The organism is Streptomyces sp. S465, from assembly GCF_026898115.1.
In the GTDB taxonomy this organism is placed as follows: domain Bacteria; phylum Actinomycetota; class Actinomycetes; order Streptomycetales; family Streptomycetaceae; genus Streptomyces; species Streptomyces luomodiensis.
Genome location: NZ_CP114036.1, coordinates 6,147,451 through 6,163,290 on the forward strand (window position 1 = coordinate 6,147,451; position 15,840 = coordinate 6,163,290).

At 72.9% G+C, this 15,840-nt stretch carries 14 protein-coding genes; 8 read left to right on the forward strand and 6 right to left on the reverse strand.

Annotated features, from left to right (window positions below):
* The first annotated feature begins 235 nt into the window (after positions 1–235).
* Positions 236–1,069: a ferritin-like fold-containing protein gene (locus N6H00_RS26060; RefSeq protein WP_443073036.1), complete on the forward strand. Its 834-nt coding sequence runs from the start codon at positions 236–238 to the stop codon at positions 1,067–1,069.
* Positions 1,070–1,198: 129 nt separating this feature from the next.
* On the opposite strand, the gene N6H00_RS26065 is transcribed toward N6H00_RS26060, so the two are convergent.
* From N6H00_RS26065 to N6H00_RS26080, 4 genes are all read right to left on the reverse strand, one after another.
* Positions 1,199–1,471 (reverse strand): hypothetical protein, encoded by a 273-nt coding sequence (locus N6H00_RS26065; RefSeq protein WP_268974261.1) that lies wholly within the window; start codon positions 1,469–1,471, stop codon positions 1,199–1,201.
* A 218-nt stretch (positions 1,472–1,689) separates the two neighbouring features.
* Positions 1,690–1,917, reverse strand: a complete 228-nt coding sequence (locus N6H00_RS26070; RefSeq protein WP_268974262.1) for a DUF3107 domain-containing protein — start codon at positions 1,915–1,917, stop codon at positions 1,690–1,692.
* 175 nt (positions 1,918–2,092) lie between these two features.
* Entirely contained in the window at positions 2,093–2,734 is a 642-nt protein-coding gene (locus tag N6H00_RS26075; RefSeq protein ID WP_268974263.1) for a TetR/AcrR family transcriptional regulator, read from the reverse strand.
* 137 nt (positions 2,735–2,871) lie between these two features.
* Complete coding sequence (locus tag N6H00_RS26080) at positions 2,872–3,102, reverse strand: hypothetical protein (RefSeq protein ID WP_268974264.1); 231 nt, start codon at positions 3,100–3,102, stop codon at positions 2,872–2,874.
* Positions 3,103–3,247: 145 nt separating this feature from the next.
* Here N6H00_RS26080 and N6H00_RS26085 point away from each other — a divergent pair, with 145 nt between their 5' ends.
* The 7 genes from N6H00_RS26085 (at position 3,248) to moeZ (ending at position 12,460) form a co-directional block, all read left to right on the forward strand.
* Positions 3,248–4,282, forward strand: a complete 1,035-nt coding sequence (locus tag N6H00_RS26085) for an alpha/beta fold hydrolase (protein WP_268974265.1) — start codon at positions 3,248–3,250, stop codon at positions 4,280–4,282.
* Entirely contained in the window at positions 4,266–5,810 is a 1,545-nt protein-coding gene (locus tag N6H00_RS26090; RefSeq protein WP_268974266.1) for a DUF3152 domain-containing protein, read from the forward strand. The genes N6H00_RS26085 and N6H00_RS26090 overlap by 17 nt, the downstream gene beginning before the upstream one ends.
* A gap of 204 nt (positions 5,811–6,014) precedes the next feature.
* Complete coding sequence (locus N6H00_RS26095) at positions 6,015–7,940, forward strand: DUF3492 domain-containing protein (RefSeq protein WP_268974267.1); 1,926 nt, start codon at positions 6,015–6,017, stop codon at positions 7,938–7,940.
* A complete protein-coding gene (locus N6H00_RS26100) occupies positions 7,937–9,262 on the forward strand; it encodes a hypothetical protein (protein WP_268974268.1) in 1,326 nt (441 codons plus the stop codon). Before N6H00_RS26095 ends, N6H00_RS26100 begins: the two co-directional genes overlap by 4 nt.
* 120 nt (positions 9,263–9,382) lie before the next feature.
* Positions 9,383–10,441, forward strand: coding sequence for an NAD-dependent epimerase/dehydratase family protein (locus tag N6H00_RS26105; RefSeq protein ID WP_268974269.1), 1,059 nt, complete (start codon positions 9,383–9,385; stop codon positions 10,439–10,441).
* Positions 10,429–11,196 carry a spherulation-specific family 4 protein gene (locus N6H00_RS26110; RefSeq protein ID WP_268974270.1) on the forward strand — a complete coding sequence of 256 codons (768 nt, stop codon included), beginning with the start codon at positions 10,429–10,431 and terminating at the stop codon, positions 11,194–11,196. The genes N6H00_RS26105 and N6H00_RS26110 overlap by 13 nt, the downstream gene beginning before the upstream one ends.
* Positions 11,197–11,281: 85 nt before the next feature.
* A complete protein-coding gene (moeZ, locus tag N6H00_RS26115) occupies positions 11,282–12,460 on the forward strand; it encodes an adenylyltransferase/sulfurtransferase MoeZ (RefSeq protein WP_268974271.1) in 1,179 nt (392 codons plus the stop codon).
* Positions 12,461–12,574: 114 nt separating this feature from the next.
* On the opposite strand, the gene N6H00_RS26120 is transcribed toward moeZ, so the two are convergent.
* Together N6H00_RS26120 and N6H00_RS26125 are read right to left on the reverse strand one after the other, a co-directional pair.
* Positions 12,575–14,191 carry an alpha/beta hydrolase gene (locus tag N6H00_RS26120; RefSeq protein WP_268974272.1) on the reverse strand — a complete coding sequence of 539 codons (1,617 nt, stop codon included), beginning with the start codon at positions 14,189–14,191 and terminating at the stop codon, positions 12,575–12,577.
* 72 nt (positions 14,192–14,263) lie between these two features.
* Positions 14,264–15,772 carry an alpha/beta hydrolase gene (locus N6H00_RS26125; RefSeq protein ID WP_268974273.1) on the reverse strand — a complete coding sequence of 503 codons (1,509 nt, stop codon included), beginning with the start codon at positions 15,770–15,772 and terminating at the stop codon, positions 14,264–14,266.
* Between the last annotated feature and the right edge of the window lie 68 nt (positions 15,773–15,840).

Here is a 15,840-nt window from a genome sequence, read left to right on the forward strand (position 1 = left end):
TGCGCATGAGGGATGCGCGCCGCGCGGAGGGCGGTCGGGTTTGGAGCCGATCGGGCCACCGACCGGGCATCCGCATTCGTGGAACAACCCGCCGATACTCGACGGGCGCATTTACCACTGTACCCCGGAAGTGCGCATCTGTGACCGGGCCATCCGGTGCGGGGCGTCGGCGGGCGTGGCTGACCAGGCCCTTCCTCGGGGCACGGGCCTTCCTCGGGGCCCGGAGCGGACTATTGTGCGCTCCATGGAGACGCCTGACACGCCTGAGACGCCCGCCGCGACCGCCGGAGACCGCACCGGGGACCGCACCGCGGGCCGCGCCGGGGACCACGCCGCATCCGGGGCGGGCAGCGGGGAGAAGACCCCGGAGCCCACCGGGGTCGCCGCCCAGGACTGGGACACGGCAGCCGCCGATCCGCAGTACCGGGCCGCCGTGGTGGATCTGCTCGGCGCCCTCGCCTACGGCGAGCTGGCCGCCTTCGAGCGGCTGGCGGAGGACGCCAAGCTGGCGCCCACGATCGGGGACAAGGCCGAGCTGGCGAAGATGGCGTCCGCCGAGTTCCACCACTTCGAGCGGCTCTCGGGCCGGCTCTCGGCGATCGGCGAGGAGCCGACGGCGGCGATGGAGCCGTTCGCGGCGGCCCTGGACGGCTTCCACCGCCAGACCGCGCCGTCCGACTGGCTGGAGGGCCTGGTCAAGGCGTACGTGGGCGACTCGATCGCCAGTGACTTCTACCGCGAGGTGGCGGCCCGGCTGGACGCCGACACCCGCGGTCTGGTGCTTCAGGTGCTGGACGACACCGGCCACGCCTCGTTCGCGGTCGAGAAGGTGCGGGCCGCGATCGAGGCCGATCCGCGGGTCGGCGGGCGGCTGGCGCTGTGGGCGCGGCGGCTGATGGGCGAGGCGCTGTCGCAGGCCCAGCGGGTGGTCGCGGACCGCGACGCGCTCTCCACGATGCTGGTGGGCGGGGTGGCCGACGGCTTCGACCTGGCGGAGGTGGGCCGGATGTTCTCGCGGATCACCGAGGCCCACACCAAGCGGATGGCCGCCCTGGGACTTGCCGCATAGGCCCGGACGACCGCGGAACGAGGGGCTCCGGCGGCCGGTGGCGCTCCGGAGCCCGGTCGATCACCCTTGGTCAGGGTTGATTACGGTCGAGTCGGTCGATCAGGACTGGTCGCGATTGGTCACGTTTGGTCACGCCGGGACGGAACGCCGACGGCGGGCGCCGGCGGGGCGGATGAGCAGCGACAGCAGGGCCGCCGCGAAGCCGAGCGCGACGACCAGCACCGCCGCGGTGTGTCCCGAGCCCAGCACCGTGTGGGTCAGCAGGGCGCCCAGCAGCGCGGCGGCGGGGCCGGTGGACAGGACGAGACGCCGCGCGGGCAGCCGCCGGGGGAGCCGATGGAGCGCCCCATAGGCGATGACGAGACCGATCAGTGCCGAGCCGAGCGCTTCCCAGAACAGCATTGGCGCGTCCTTCCCGTGAGCGGACCGGACCGATACGTGATCACGTGTCGGTCGTGCGACGTCCTACCCGTGCCCGAGCACGGGCAACCCTGTCCGTGGGGGCGGTCTGGAGCGTTTTGAGCATTCGGGGCGGGCGCCGTGGAGCTCCTGGAACGGCGCGAAAAAAAGCGGGGCTCGGTCGTTGACCGAGCCCCGGCGCCGTCGGGTGAGTGAAACCCTCAGGCCGCGCCGAAACCGACCTTGCGCGCGGTCGGCTCGCCGAGTTCGACGTAGGCGAGCCGGTCGGACGGGACCAGGACCTTGCGGCCGTGGTCGTCCTCCAGGGTCAGCACCTGAGTCTTGCCACCGAGCGCGTCGGCCACCAGGCGCTCGACCTCCTCGGCAGACTGCCCGCTCTCCAAGGTGATCTCGCGGGGCGCGTGCTGCACGCCGATCTTGACCTCCACGGCCTTGTCCCTCCGACGGTCAGTTGAGTGCGCGGCCACCCGCGCTGTACCCAGCACACATTAGCCGGGCCGGGACACCCGCCGGGGGCCGCGGGGGCACGCCCGCAGCGAACACGCTCGCCGCCGCGAACTCGCGCCCTCGCGGCCGGGAATGGCGCCCCGGGCGCCCGGGTGCTCAGTGACCGCCTTCGGCCCCGTGCAGCGGGAACCCCGCGATACCGCGCCAGGCCAGCGAGGTGAGCAGCTGTACGGCGGTGTCCCGGGGGACGGCGCTCTCGCTGGAGAGCCAGTAGCGCGCGACCACCTGGGAGACCCCGCCGAGGCCCACGGCGAGCAGCATCGACTCGTCCCTGGACAGCCCGGTGTCCTCGGCGATGACCTCGCTGATCGCCTCGGCGCACTGGAGCGAGACGCGGTCCACGCGCTCGCGCACCGCGGGCTCGTTGGTCAGATCGGACTCGAAGACCAGCCGGAAGGCTCCGCCTTCCTCCTCGACGTAGGCGAAGTACGCCTCCACGGTCGCCGCGACGCGCTGCTTGTTCTCAGTGGTCGAGGCGAGCGCGGTGCGCACGGCCTGGAGCAGGGCCTCGCAGTGCTGGTCGAGCAGGGCCAGATACAGCTCGAGCTTGCCCGGGAAGTGCTGGTACAGCACCGGCTTGCTGACTCCGGCGCGCTCGGCGATGTCGTCCATCGCGGCCGCGTGGTAGCCCTGGGCGACGAAGACCTCCTGGGCGGCTCCCAGGAGCTGATTACGTCGGGCTCGGCGCGGCAGGCGCGTACCCCGCGGGCGCGCCTCGGTCTGCTCGATGGCTGTCACGCCGCCTCCCAATGAATGATGCCTGTGCACGGTGTCCACCGCGCCCGCCATCGTACTTTCGGGTAACAGGGCGGCGCGCTGTTCGTGCGGAGAATTTCACGGACCGGACTCTATGAAAAGCCCACAAACGGTGCTGGTCACCGGTAGTCCTCCTCGCTCTCCTCGACGACCCGGCCCTGTTCTGCCCGGTCGGCCTCGTTGGCTTCCAGGAGGTCGTCGGCCCTGGGCGGTTGGTCGCGGTGGGGGAGCACCTCGCGATGCTGTTCGAAGGCGTCCGCCTCGGGAGCCTCGACGTCGTACACGGTGGTCTCGTCGGTGTTCTCGACCGAGTCCTCGAAGGTGTCGGGGTCGCTGGGGTCGATGGACATGTACTCCCCTTCCCTGTGGCGGCTTCCCAGGGGCGGGTGATCGCCCCTGTGTCTTACGAGCCTAGGAGAGGTCACTTTCGGACGCTACGCAGTCTGTGAGCGTGAACACACGATCGTGCGCGTGATCGTCTCGTAACATTGCCGCATGTCTTCGACCGAGCCGCCGGAAGCCCGCCTCGTCGCGGCGGTCCCGCCCGCGAGGCCCGTGCGGGTCGGAGCGGGTGAGAAGCTGCGGACCGCCTCCCTGTCGGGGCTCACGATGACCGTAAGGTGCCGTCCGCCGTCGGCCTCCGGGCTGCCGCCCGCCCTCTTCGTCCACGGCCTCGGCGGCTCCTCGCAGAACTGGTCCGCGCTCATGGAACGGCTCGCCGACCGGGTCGAGGGCGAGGCACTCGACCTCCCCGGCTTCGGCGACTCCCCGCCGCCGGACGACGGCGACTACTCCATAACCGGCCATGCCCGCGCCGTGATCCGCTACCTCGACGCCTACGACCGCGGGCCCGTCCATCTGGTCGGCAACTCGATGGGCGGCGCGATCACCACGCGCGTCGCGGCGGTGCGGCCCGATCTGGTCCGCACCCTCACCCTGGTCTCGCCCGCGCTGCCCGAGCTGCGCCCGCAGCGCACCGCGGTGCCCACCGCGATGCTCGCGGTGCCCGGGGTGACCCGTCTGTTCACGCGCTTGACCAAGGACTGGGACGCGGAGCGGCGCACCCGCGAAGTGATGATGCTCACCTATGGCGACCCCGCGCTGGTCGGCCAGGAGGACTTCGCCTACGCGGTGGAGGAGTTCGAGCGCCGGCTCGCCCTTCCGTACTTCTGGGACGCGCTCAGCCGCTCGGCGCGCGGTGTGGTCGACTCGTACACCCTGGGCGGCCAGCACTCCCTGTGGCGGCAGGCCGAGCGGGTGCTCGCCCCGACGCTGCTCGTCTACGGCGGCCGCGACCAGCTGGTGTCCATCAGGATGGCGCAACGGGCGAACGCCACCTTCCGCGACTCGCGTCTGCTGACGCTGTTGGACGCCGGGCATGTGGCGATGATGGAGTATCCCGAGGCGGTGGCGCGCGGGATGCGCGAGCTGCTCGATGAGGTTGACGGACGAGATGACCGGGACAGCCGGGAGGCGCGGGGGGCCGTACCGGTGTCCGAAACGGACGGGAGCGGTGCGGCGCGTGGGTAAGCACAGCGCACGTGGCAGCCAGGAGGACCGGGAGCGCCGGTCCGCCGCGGCGGGCTCCGGCCAGGGACACGGTTCGGGCCCGGAGTTCGCCGAGCACGCCGCGCCCGGCGTACTCGGCGCGGCACCCGTGGTGGACGACGGACCGGGGACCGGGCGCCGTCGCCGCACGGTCCCGAGGCCCGCGGCGGCCGCAGACCCCGGTGTGACCCCGCCGCAGGGCGTGCCGAGGCTGCCGTACGGAGCGGGCGGGCCGGCGGTGCGTGGCGGACATCCGGAGCAGCGTGAAGCGGGCGGCGCCTGGGGCGACTTCCGGGGCCGCGGCCCCGGAGGCCCGGGAAGCGGTCCTGGCGGTCCCGCTGGGGCCAGTGGCCCCAGCGGTCAGCGACCTCCCCACGGCATGCGCACCATGAAGCCGCCGCAGCGCCCGACGACGGGCGGCACGGGCGGGGTGGCCGGTCTGATGCCCGGTCCGCGCAAGGAGTACATCGAGGCGTTCGACGCCCCCGACGCCCGGGACGGCGACGGCGAGGACGTCTTCGCCGCCGGGGGGCCGGGCGGAGTGCCCCCGCAGCGCCGTACGCAGCGCGAGACCGGCCCCTCCGACGGGGCCGGCGGTGGCTCGGGCGACGGCGGGGGCGGATCGGGTGACGACGGTAAGGGGGCCGCGGGCAAGGGCGCGCGCGGTGCCGCCAAGGGCGGTAAGGGGCGCACGTTCACCGGTGTCGCCGCCGCGGCCGTGACCACCGTGCTGGCCGTCGTGGTGGCCGGGCAGGTCGCGAGCGGACCGCACAGCGGCGGTAAGGCGCAGGCCCAGGGCGGCACGGAGCACGGTGACGACACCGCCGCCCGTGGCGCCCACGACCCCAACGCCGACGACGGCCGCGGGGCGGCGAGCTCCGCGCGCCCGGCCGCCCCCGCCACCTACGACGAGAAGATGGCGGCCGTCTATCCGCTCGACCCCGACCTGCGCGGCTCCGGCGCCTTCCAGACCATCGGCGGGCACGACAAGGCGCCCGGCCGGGGCCAGGTGCTGCGCTACCGCGTCGATGTGGAGAAGGGGCTGCCGCTCGACGGCGAGCTGTTCGCCGAGGCCGTGCAGAAGACGCTGAACGACGACCGCAGTTGGGCGCACGGCGGCGTTCGCACCTTCGAGCGGGTCTCGTCCGGGCACGCGGACTTCATCATCACCCTGGCGAGCCCCGGGACCACGGCGGTGTGGTGCGCCAAGTCGGGCCTCGACACCACCGAGGACAACGTCTCGTGCGACTCGGCGGCGACCGAGCGCGTCATGATCAACGCCTATCGGTGGGCGCGGGGCGCGAAGACCTTCGGCGACGACAAGATGTACTCGTACCGCCAGATGCTCATCAACCACGAGGTCGGCCACCGTCTCGGCCACAACCACGAGATCTGCTCCGAGCAGGGCGCGCTCGCGCCGGTGATGATGCAGCAGACCAAGTTCCTGACGACCGACGGCGTCACCTGCCGCCCCAACGCCTGGCCGTTCCCCAAGGGCTCCAAGGGCTGACGGCCGCCGGCCGGCCCCTATAGCGCGCCGCAACGCCTGAGATCCCGATAGGTCACGTGCGTTCACCCCTTCCGGTGGTGCGACGGACAACCGTCCGTCGCGCCATGGCCATACGCGCATAACGTGCTCCCGCTGCCTGACGGCGGCCGCCGCCGGTGAGGGCGGCGGGACGAACGGCCCGTTTGGGAGATCGGGGGTGCGCTCATGCGCGTGGGACTGCTTACGGAGGGTGGTTATCCGTATGCGAACGGTGATGCGCGGGTGTGGTGCGACCGGCTGGTGCGCGGGCTCGCCCAGCATGAGTTCGAGGTGTACGCGCTCAGCCGCGGTCCCGGTCAGCGGGCCGGGGGCTGGGGCGATCTGCCGCGGCACGTCAGCCGGGTGCGCACCGCGCCGCTGTGGGGCGAACCGGAGCGCCGCCGGGGCGGCCGCGGCGGCCGTCGGCAGCGGCGGCGGTTCGCCGAGCACTTCGGGGAGCTGGCCGCGGCGATCAGCGTGCCTTACGGTTCCGGTGCGCCCCATGGCTCCGGTGCGCCCCATGGCTCCGGTGCGCCCGGCCGCCGCACGGCCCTGGCGGACCGTTTCGCCCACGGTCTCTACGGCCTCGCCGAACTGGCCGCGGAGTACGGCGGGCTGTCCGCCGCGCTCTGCTCCGAGGACGCCGTAAGGACGCTGGAGCGGGCGTGCCACACCACCGGGGCGCCGCACGGCGCCCATCAGGCGCGGGTCGCCGATCTGCTGATCGTGACCGAGGCGCTGGAGCGTGCGCTGCGCCCGCTGTCGCTCGACTGGTACGGCGGCTCCGCCGGCGACCCGGGGCTGTCCGGGGCCGATCTGTGCCACGTGGCGACCGGCGGCGCGGCCGTGCTCCCCGGGCTGCTGGCCAAGCGCCGCTTCGGCACACCGCTGCTGCTCACCGAGTACGGCGTACGGCTGCGCGAGCGCTATCTGGCGGGGGCGGCCGACGCGGCCGCCGGCCGGCCGCCCTCCGGGCCGGTACGGACCCTGCTGGCCGCGTTCCACGGCCGGCTGGCCGCCGAGGCGTACGCACGGGCGGACCTGATCACCCCCGGCAACACCCATGCGCGCCGCTGGCAGGAGCGGTGCGGCGCCGACCGGGAGCGGCTGCGCACCGTCTATCCGGGCATGGACGCCACCCGCTTCGCGGAGGTCGGCGAGCAGGGCGCGGCCCAGGCCGGCGGGGACGACCGGGCGCTGGTCTGGGTGGGCCGGATCGAGCCCGCCAAGGACGTCATCGCCCTGCTGCACGCCTTCGCCGAGGTGCGCCGATGGCAGCCGGACGCACGGCTGAGGATCATCGAGACCCGGCGCGGCGAGGGCCCGGAGGCGGACAGCTATCCGGCCCACTGCCGGGCGCTCGCCGACCATCTCTTCCCCGACGAGGCGGCGGACGCCCACTCCGCCGGGGACAACCCGGTCTCCTTCGAACGGCTCGGCGAGCCCGAGGTGCCGACCCTGGCCGACGCCTATGCGGCGGGCGGCGTGGTGGTGCTCTCCAGCGTGGTGGAGGGCTTTCCGGTCGGGCTGGTCGAGGCGATGCTCTGCGCACGGGCCACGGTGTCCACGGATGTGGGCGCGGTGTGCGAGGTCATCGGCGGCACCGGTCTCGTGGTGCCCCCGCGCAATCCCCGGGCGCTCGCGGACGCGTGCCTGGCGCTGCTGGGCGACCCCGAGCGCTGTGCGCGCCTGGGCGCCGCCGCGCGCGCCCGTGCGCTGGAGCTGTTCACCGTCGAACAGAACGTCGCGGCCTTCCGCGGCATCTATCTGGAGCTGATGTCGCACTGCCCGGTGCGGCGCGACGAGGTCGGCGAGGGCGGTGGGCCGCTGCCCTTCGCTCGCCCCGCCGAGGCCCATGTCCCGGGCCGCTGGACCGCGGGCCGCGACGGCGGCCGCCTCGGCCACAGGCGGCCCGGCCCGGCGGACCCCCGCCCCGCCTCGGAGCACTCCCCCGCCTCGGAGCACGCCTCCGTCTCGGAGCACGCCTCCGTCTCGGAGCACGCCTCCGCCTCCGAGCACGCCCCCGCCCCGGAGCACTCCCCCGCCTGGGCCGACCCACCGCCGCCCGAGCCGCTGGGCGTGGGTCCGCGGCCGTCCGAGGAGGGCGCATGACCAGACCTCCCCGGTGGGACGGCCCGCTCGGTCCGGCCTCCTCCGATCGCGATCGGGCCCTGGCCGCCCTGGCCGGGTCCCGGGTGCCCGTCTCCCGGCGGCCGGACGAGACGTCTCCGCGCACCGGCGCCGGGACGGGGCGGGGAAAGGGACGGCGGGGGCCGGCCGATCCGGTGCGGGCGCTGATGCACCGGCACCACGACCTGTGCGCCCGCGCCGTCGATCCACTGGAGATCGCCGCCGGGCTGGAGGCCCTCGGGGTGACGGACCGCACCGCCGCCCGCTTCCGGCATCGCGATGTCTTCTCGCTCGCCGAGGAGCTGTACGCCCGGGTGCCGCGCGCCGAGGAGCCCGTGCCCCCGGCCGCCCCCGCGCCCGGCCGCGTGCTGGGGGCGCGGATGGCGCTCGGGGCGCTGTGGCTGCTGCCGGGGGCGCTGTGCGCGGCGACCGCCTTCGGCGTCCTCCGCGCCGGTGCCGCCCGTAAGGATGCCGTCGCGGGCCTCGCCCTGGGCGCGTCCGGCGCGGCGCTGGTGATCGTCGCCCTGTGGCTGTGTCTGAGCCGTGGCCCCCTCCGCGTCCGGGGGAGCGGGTTCGGGGGCCGTATCGCGCACGCCCTGTGTGTCGGCTGGCTCCTGGGTTACGCCGCCGTCGGGGACCGGCTGCTCGCCGGGGTGGTCGACGGACGCCGTCCGGACGGAGCGGCGCCCGCGGCCGAGGCCGCCGTCGTCCTCGCCCTGGCGGTGGCGCCCGCCGCGGGGTGCGCTCGCTGGTTCGCCGTAAGGGCGCGCCGAAGGCTGACGGCCAGCCGTGGGCTGGAGGAGTTCGCGGCGGGGATGCGCCCGCCGTTCGCGGGCGTGGTGACGGCCTTCCTCTGCGGTCTGCCGGCCCTGGTGCTCGCGGCCCGGCTCACGGTGCCCGGATCACCTCCGGCCGTCACGCCTCCCACGGCGGCCGAGGCGGCCGCCATGGCGCTCTGCGGACTGCTGTTCCTCGCCCGGCTGCTCGCCGTCCACGGCTTCCGCGGGGCCGCGCTCATCGGCCTCGCCCTGGCCTGCGCGGTCCAGGCCGCGGCCCTGGCGACGGCCGCGGCCGCCCGGCTGCCGGGTGCCGCACCGCTCGGTGTGCCCGTGGCACGGCTGACCGCCGCCCAGGGCGCGGCCGCCGTCCCCGCGGCCGCCTGCGGCGCCGCCGCGCTCGCGCTGCTGGTGTACGCCTTCGGCGCGCTCTGCCGGGCCTCGGCCCACGGCGGCCCCGGCGACCGGGCCGCCCGGACCACCGGTACCGCGCGCACTGCCCGTACCGCCCCGAATCGCGCCCCGTAAGGCGCCCACCGAACCCGCCACCCCCCGTCCTTCCCCTGATGAGTCCGTAATGAGTTCGAGGAGCAACCACATGAGCTGCGACATGACCGATCAGCGCGCCGGTACGGGGAGGCGCGACCGATGAGAGTCCTGTTGCTCGGATCCGGCGGATTTCTCGGCCGCTATGTGGCCGAACACCTGCTCGCCGACCCCGCCGTCCAGCTCACCGCGCTCGGCCGCGGCGATGACGCCGATGTGCGGTTCGACCTCTCCAGCGGCAGCCCCGGCGCGCTCACCCGCTTCCTCAACGCGGTCCACCCCGGTGTCGTGATCAACTGCGCCGGGGCGACCCGCGGCGGGGCGCGCGAGCTCACCCGGCACAACACCGTCGCCGTCGCGACCGTCTGCGAGTCGCTGCGCCGCAGCGGCTGTGGCGCCCGTCTGGTCCAGATCGGCTGCTCCTCCGAGTACGGGCCCTCGCAGCCCGGTTCCTCGACCGCCGAGGACGCCGTGCCGCGCCCCGGTGGCCCGTACGGCGTGAGCAAGCTCGCCGCGACCGAGCTGGTGCTGGGCTCCGGGCTGGACGCGGTGGTGCTGAGGGTCTTCTCACCGGTGGGGCCCGGCACCCCGGCCGGTTCGCCGCTGGGCCGGCTCGCGGAGGCGATGCGGCGCGCGATGCAGTCCGGGGAGAGCGAGCTCAAGCTGAGCGGCCTCGGTGTGCAGCGCGACTTCGTGGACGTACGGGACGTGGCGCGGGCGGTCCACGCGGCCTCGCTGTCGGCCGCGCAGGGCGTGGTCAACATCGGCAGCGGGCGCGCGGTGAGACTCCGCGAGGCGGCCTCCGTGCTCGCCCGGGTCGCGGGCTTCGGCGGCGCCCTGCACGAGATCGACAGCCCGCCGGGGCGCGGGGGAGGGCAGCACGTCACGGCCGCCGCCGGGCATGTCCCGGCGCCCGCCCACGCCCATGGCATGGCCCACGCCACCGCCCACGGCCCCGCGTCCGCCCACGCCCCGGCAGCGGTTGAGCACGGCGGCTCCGGAGGCGCCGGCGGCGCGACCACCTACCCCTATCCGGACGGCTGCGGCAGCTGGCAGCAGGCCGATGTGCGCACCGCCCGCGACCGGCTCGGCTGGCGCTCCAGGATTCCGCTGGAGGAGTCGCTCGCCGACATCTGGATGGAGGCGGCATGTCGCATCTGATCCCCACGGGTCCCCGGCGCGACGTCCCGGCCACCGCCGCCCGGCTGGGCTTCGGCGTGCCCGGCTACGCCCACCCCCTGGTCGCGCCCACCGAATGGGCCGAGCTCGCCCGCCCCGGAGCGCCCCTGCACTGGGCGGTCCTCGACGTCGCGCGCGGTCCCGGCGCGCGCCGGGACCCGCACTGCCTCACGGCGGCGGCCCGGCTGCGCGCCGCGGGCGTGCGGGTGCTGGGCCACCTCGACCTGAGGTGCGGCACCCGCCCGTTTGGCGAGCTGATCAGTGACGCGAACCACTTCCTGGACTGGTACCGGGTCGACGGCTTCTGCCTGGACCGCTGCCCGGTGGACCGCCCCGGTCTGCCGGACGTCCGCCGTACGGCGACCACGCTGCGCGCGCTGCTGGGCGGGGCGTATCTGGTGCTCGGCCAGGGCGTCCATCCGCATGAGGGCTATATGGAGCTCGCCGATCAGCTGGTGACCTTCCGGGGCCCGTGGGCCGACTACCGTTGGTCCCAGGTGGCCGAGTGGACGGCCGGATACCCGCCCGAACGGTTCTGTCACCAGGTGCACGGCGTCCCCCGCCGGCACCTGGAGGAGGCGCTGCGGATCGCCTGCTGGCAGGGCGCGGGCACGGTCTACTTCACCGACCGGATGGCCCGTCCGGGGGGACGGACCCGTGCCGAGTCCCCCTGGGAGGCCCTGCCCGGCTACTGGGACGAAATCGTCTCGCGACTCGGACCACGTGTCATGGAATGAGATGGGGCGTGGCAGTGTTACGAGAAGAAAACCTCCCCGCTCACGCGGGGGTGAACCGTCTGCTCCCTCCCCTTACGGAGTCCCCGTGTCGCTGCCACCCCTGGTCGAGCCGGCTGCCGAGCTCACCGTCGACGAGGTCCGCAGGTACTCACGCCATCTGATCATCCCGGATGTCGGGATGGACGGGCAGAAGCGGCTGAAGAACGCCAAGGTGCTCTGTGTGGGCGCGGGCGGTCTCGGCTCTCCGGCCCTCATGTACCTCGCCGCGGCCGGCGTGGGCACCCTCGGCATCGTGGAGTTCGACGAGGTCGACGAGTCCAACCTGCAGCGCCAGATCATCCACAGCCAGGCGGACATCGGCCGCTCCAAGGCGGAGTCCGCCCGTGACTCGGTCCTCGGTATCAACCCGTACGTCAACGTCGTGCTGCACGAGGGCCGCCTCGAGGCCGACAACGTGATGGAGATCTTCTCCCAGTACGACCTGATCGTGGACGGCACCGACAACTTCGCCACCCGCTATCTGGTCAACGACGCCTGCGTGCTGCTGAACAAGCCGTACGTATGGGGTTCGATCTACCGCTTCGACGGCCAGGCGTCGGTCTTCTGGTCCGAGCACGGCCCCTGCTACCGCTGCCTGTACCCGGAGCCCCCGCCGCCCGGCATGGTCCCGTCCTGCGCCGAGGGCGGTGTGCTGGGCGTGCTGTGCGCCTCCATCGGCTCGATCCAGGTCACCGAGGCCATCAAGGTGCTCACCGGCACCGGTGACCCGCTGGTCGGGCGTCTGATGATCTACGACGCTCTGGAGATGACCTACCGCCAGGTCAAGGTCCGCAAGGACCCGGACTGCGCGGTCTGCGGCCAGAACCCGACCGTCACCGAGCTGATCGACTACGAGGCGTTCTGCGGTGTGGTGTCGGAGGAGGCCCAGGAGGCGGCGGCCGGTTCGACGATCACTCCCAAGCAGCTCAAGGAGTGGATCGACGACGGCGAGAACATCGACATCATCGATGTCCGCGAGCCGAACGAGTACGAGATCGTCTCGATCCCCGGCGCCCGGCTGATCCCGAAGAACGAGTTCCTCATGGGCGGTGCCCTCCAGGACCTCCCGCAGGACAAGAAGATCGTCTTGCATTGCAAGACGGGTGTCCGATCGGCGGAAGTCCTGGCCGTCCTGAAGTCCGCGGGCTTCTCCGACGCCGTCCACGTGGGCGGCGGCGTGATCGGCTGGGTCAACCAGATCGAGCCCGAGAAGCCGGTCTACTGATCCGGTCAGATCTGCGCCGATCCCTCTGATCTGATCAGCTGACGCATCGCGTACAAGGGGGCCGGATCGCCGTCGAGGCGGCGATCCGGCCCCCTTACCGATGCGCTGGACGCCTTACCCGCAGGTCGTGCCGGCGGCGGGCACCTTCCCGTCCAGCAGATAGGCGTTCACGGTCCTCGTCATACAGGTGTTGCCGCTGTTGTACGCGCCATGGCCCTGCCCCTTGTAGGTGACCTCGACGCCCACGCCCTCGCCCAGCTCCTGGACCATCTTCCGGGCCCCCTCGTACGGGGTGGCCGGGTCGCCGGTGTTGCCGACCACGAGGATCGGCGCGGAGCCCTCGGCGCTGACGTCAGGGGTGTCCGTGGTGCCGTCCGCGGGCCAGCCGGTGCAGGCGAGCAGGCCCCAGGCCAGATACTCGCCGAAGACCGGTGACGCCTTGCGGAAGCGCGGCAGCTGCGCCTTCACATCGGCCACGGTGTAACGCTGCCGGTCGTCCACGCAGTTGATGGCGGCATTGGCGGCGTTGATGTTGCTGTAGTGGCCGTTCTCGTCTCGGCCGGACATCGAATCCGCCATGGCGAGCAGCAGATTGCCCTTGCCGAGCCGCATCGCCTCCTGTAGCCCGAGCGTGAGGTATTTCCAGCTCTCCTTGTCGTAGAGGGCGGCGGCGATACCGCTCAGCGCCCCGTCCTGGGTGAGCTTCCGGCCGCTTTCGGTGGGCAGCGGCTTGGTGTCGAGCTGCTTCAGGAAGGCGGCGATCCTGTCGGTGCCCGCTGCCGGGTCGCCGCCGGTCGGACAGGCCGTGCCCTTCTCGGCGCAGTCCTTCAGATAGTTGTCGAGCGCGAGCTGGAACCCCTTCGCCTGGCCGTAGGAGCCCTGTTCGGGGTCCTCGGTGGGGTCGACCACGGCGTCCAGGACCGCGCGTCCCACCCGGTCGGGGAAGAGATGGGCGTAGACGCCGCCGAGTTCGGTGCCGTAGGAGATGCCGAAGTACGACAGCTTGTCGTCGCCGAGCACCTGCCGCATGAGATCCATGTCACGGGCGGCGCTCACGGTGTCCACATGGGGGAGCACCTTGCCCGAACGCTTCTCGCAGCCCTTGATGTACTTCTTGGCGTCCGCCAGGGCGGTCTTGACCTCGGCGGCGTCGTCCGGAGTGCCGTCGACGGCGTCCGAGGCGTCGATCTCCGCGTCGCTCTGGCAGGTCACCCCGGCGCTCTCGCCGACCCCGCGTGGATCGAAGCTCACCAGGTCATAGCGCGTCCGCAGCTTCTCGTAGTCGCCGGCGAAACCGGGCAGCGAGGAGACACCGGAACCGCCGGGTCCGCCGAAGTTGAACAACAGGGAGCCGATGCGCTTGCCCGGTCCGGTGGCCTTGGCGCGGATCATGGCCAGATCGATCGTCTCGCCCTTGGGTTTGGCGTAGTCCAGCGGCGCCTTGAGCGTGGCGCATTCCCACTCGCTTCCCGGCTTCTCACCGGTGCCCTGCTTCGCGGTCGGGGCAGGGCAGGACGACCAGTCGAGCTTCTGACCGGTGAGCGAGCCCGGCAGCCCGGAGCCCGACGGGGAGGCCGGGGCCGGCGTCGATGCGGACGCCGAGGGCTTGGACGACGCCTTGCCCTGCTCGCTTCCCCCGTCGTCGTCGCAGCCCGCGACGGCGACGAGGGCGGCCACGGCGGTCATGGAGACCAGCGCCCTGGTCCGTATGGTGCGTGAGGAACTCGGCATATCCGGAGATCCTATGAGGAGACGGGGGCGAAAAGGTCAGCGCTTCTTCTCAATACCGTCACGGTTGACCTTTCAGGTGCAGACCTTTCCCTTCTTGGGCACCTTGCCGTCCAGCAGATAGGCGTTGACGGTCTTTCGGACACAGGCGCTTCCGCTGTCGTACGCCCCATGGCCCTCGCCCTTGTAGGTGAGCTCGACCCCGACGCCGGGCCCCAGCTCCTTCACCATCCGCCCCGCCCCCTCGTACGGGGTGGCCGGGTCGCCGGTGTTGCCGACGACCAGGATGGGGGCGGCGCCCTTGGCGCTGACGTCGGGTGTGGTCCAGGCGCCGCGGACCGGCCAGTCGGTGCACTGGGTGAGGCCCCACGCCATCATGTCGCCGAAGACGGGGGAGACCTTACGGAAGGCGGGCAGCTTCCGCTCGATGTCCGGGACCGTGTAGCGCTGCTTGAAGTCGGCGCAGGTGATGGCGGTCAGGGCGGACTGGAGGGTGCTGTAGTGGCCGTCCGGGCTGCGTCCGTTCATGGCGTCGCCCAGGGCCAGCAGAATCCTGCCGTCGCCCTGCTGGGCGGCCGCGATCCCCTGGGTGAGGTACTGCCAGTACTGCCGGGAGTACAGGGACTGCGCGATACCGCCGTCGGCCAGGGACTCGGTCAGCTTCCGGCCGCCGTAGCCGCGCACCGGCCGGGCGTCGAGCCGCTTCAGCAGCGAGCGGATCCGGGTCTGGGTGGGGCAGCTTTGGGCGCCGCCCTTGGCGCACGCCTTCAGATAGTCGCCGAGGGCACGTTGGAACCCCTTGGCCTGGCCGAGCGCACCCTGCTCGGGCGTCTGCGTGGGGTCCACGACGCCGTCGAAGAGGGCGCGCCCCACCTTCTTCGGGTACAGGTGGGCGTAGACGCCGCCGAGTTCGGTGCCGTAGGAGACGCCGAAGTAGTGCATCTTCTTGTCGCCGAGGACGCGCCGCATCAGGTCCATGTCACGGGCGGCGTTGGTGGTGCCGACGTACGGCAGGACCGTGCCGGAGTTCTTCTCGCATCCGGCGGCAAAGGTCTTGACCCGGCGGACCAGGCTCTTCACCTCGGTGTTGTCGTCCGGGGTGGAGTCGGCGGCGTAGTTGGCGTCGAGCTGCCGGTCTCCGAGGCAGCGCACCCCGCTGCTGCGGCCGACCCCGCGCGGATCGAAGCTGACCAGGTCGTACCGGGTGCGCAGCTGCTTGTAGCCGGCGGCGAGGGCCGGAAGGGTGGCCACGCCCGAACCGCCGGGCCCGCCGAAGTTGAAGATGAGGGAGCCGATGTGCTTGCCCGGTCCGGTGGCCTTGGCGCGGATCATGGCGATGCCGATGGCCCGGCCGCGGGGCTTGCGGTAGTCCAGCGGCACATGGAGCGTCGCGCACTCCCAGTCCTTGCCCGGCGCCTTGGTGGCGGCCGCGTCCTGGCTCGTCGAAGGGGTGGGGCAGGCTGACCAGTCGAGCTTCTGATGGGCCGAGGTGTCCGGCCGCCCGCCGCCACCGCATCCGGCGGCCAGGAGGGCCGGCAGCAGGGCGGCGGCGGACAGCGCACCGATGCGCAGAAGTCGGGACACGGCGGCTCTCCCGTGGGTGGCGGTGTACCGCCATCCTGAGGGCCGCGGGCGCCCCACGCGCGCACAGC

Excerpts from the sequence above, each read along its gene's own strand:
- N6H00_RS26095 (WP_268974267.1), top strand. The coding sequence starts at position 6,015 with ATGCGCGTGGGACTGCTTACGGAGGGTGGTTATCCGTATGCGAACGGT.
- N6H00_RS26105 (WP_268974269.1), top strand. The coding sequence starts at position 9,383 with ATGAGAGTCCTGTTGCTCGGATCCGGCGGATTTCTCGGCCGCTATGTG.
- N6H00_RS26100 (WP_268974268.1), top strand. The coding sequence starts at position 7,937 with ATGACCAGACCTCCCCGGTGGGACGGCCCGCTCGGTCCGGCCTCCTCC.
- N6H00_RS26110 (WP_268974270.1), top strand. The coding sequence starts at position 10,429 with ATGTCGCATCTGATCCCCACGGGTCCCCGGCGCGACGTCCCGGCCACC.
- N6H00_RS26085 (WP_268974265.1), top strand. The coding sequence starts at position 3,248 with ATGTCTTCGACCGAGCCGCCGGAAGCCCGCCTCGTCGCGGCGGTCCCG.
- N6H00_RS26080 (WP_268974264.1), bottom strand. The coding sequence starts at position 3,102 with ATGTCCATCGACCCCAGCGACCCCGACACCTTCGAGGACTCGGTCGAG.
- N6H00_RS26120 (WP_268974272.1), bottom strand. The coding sequence starts at position 14,191 with ATGCCGAGTTCCTCACGCACCATACGGACCAGGGCGCTGGTCTCCATG.
- N6H00_RS26065 (WP_268974261.1), bottom strand. The coding sequence starts at position 1,471 with ATGCTGTTCTGGGAAGCGCTCGGCTCGGCACTGATCGGTCTCGTCATC.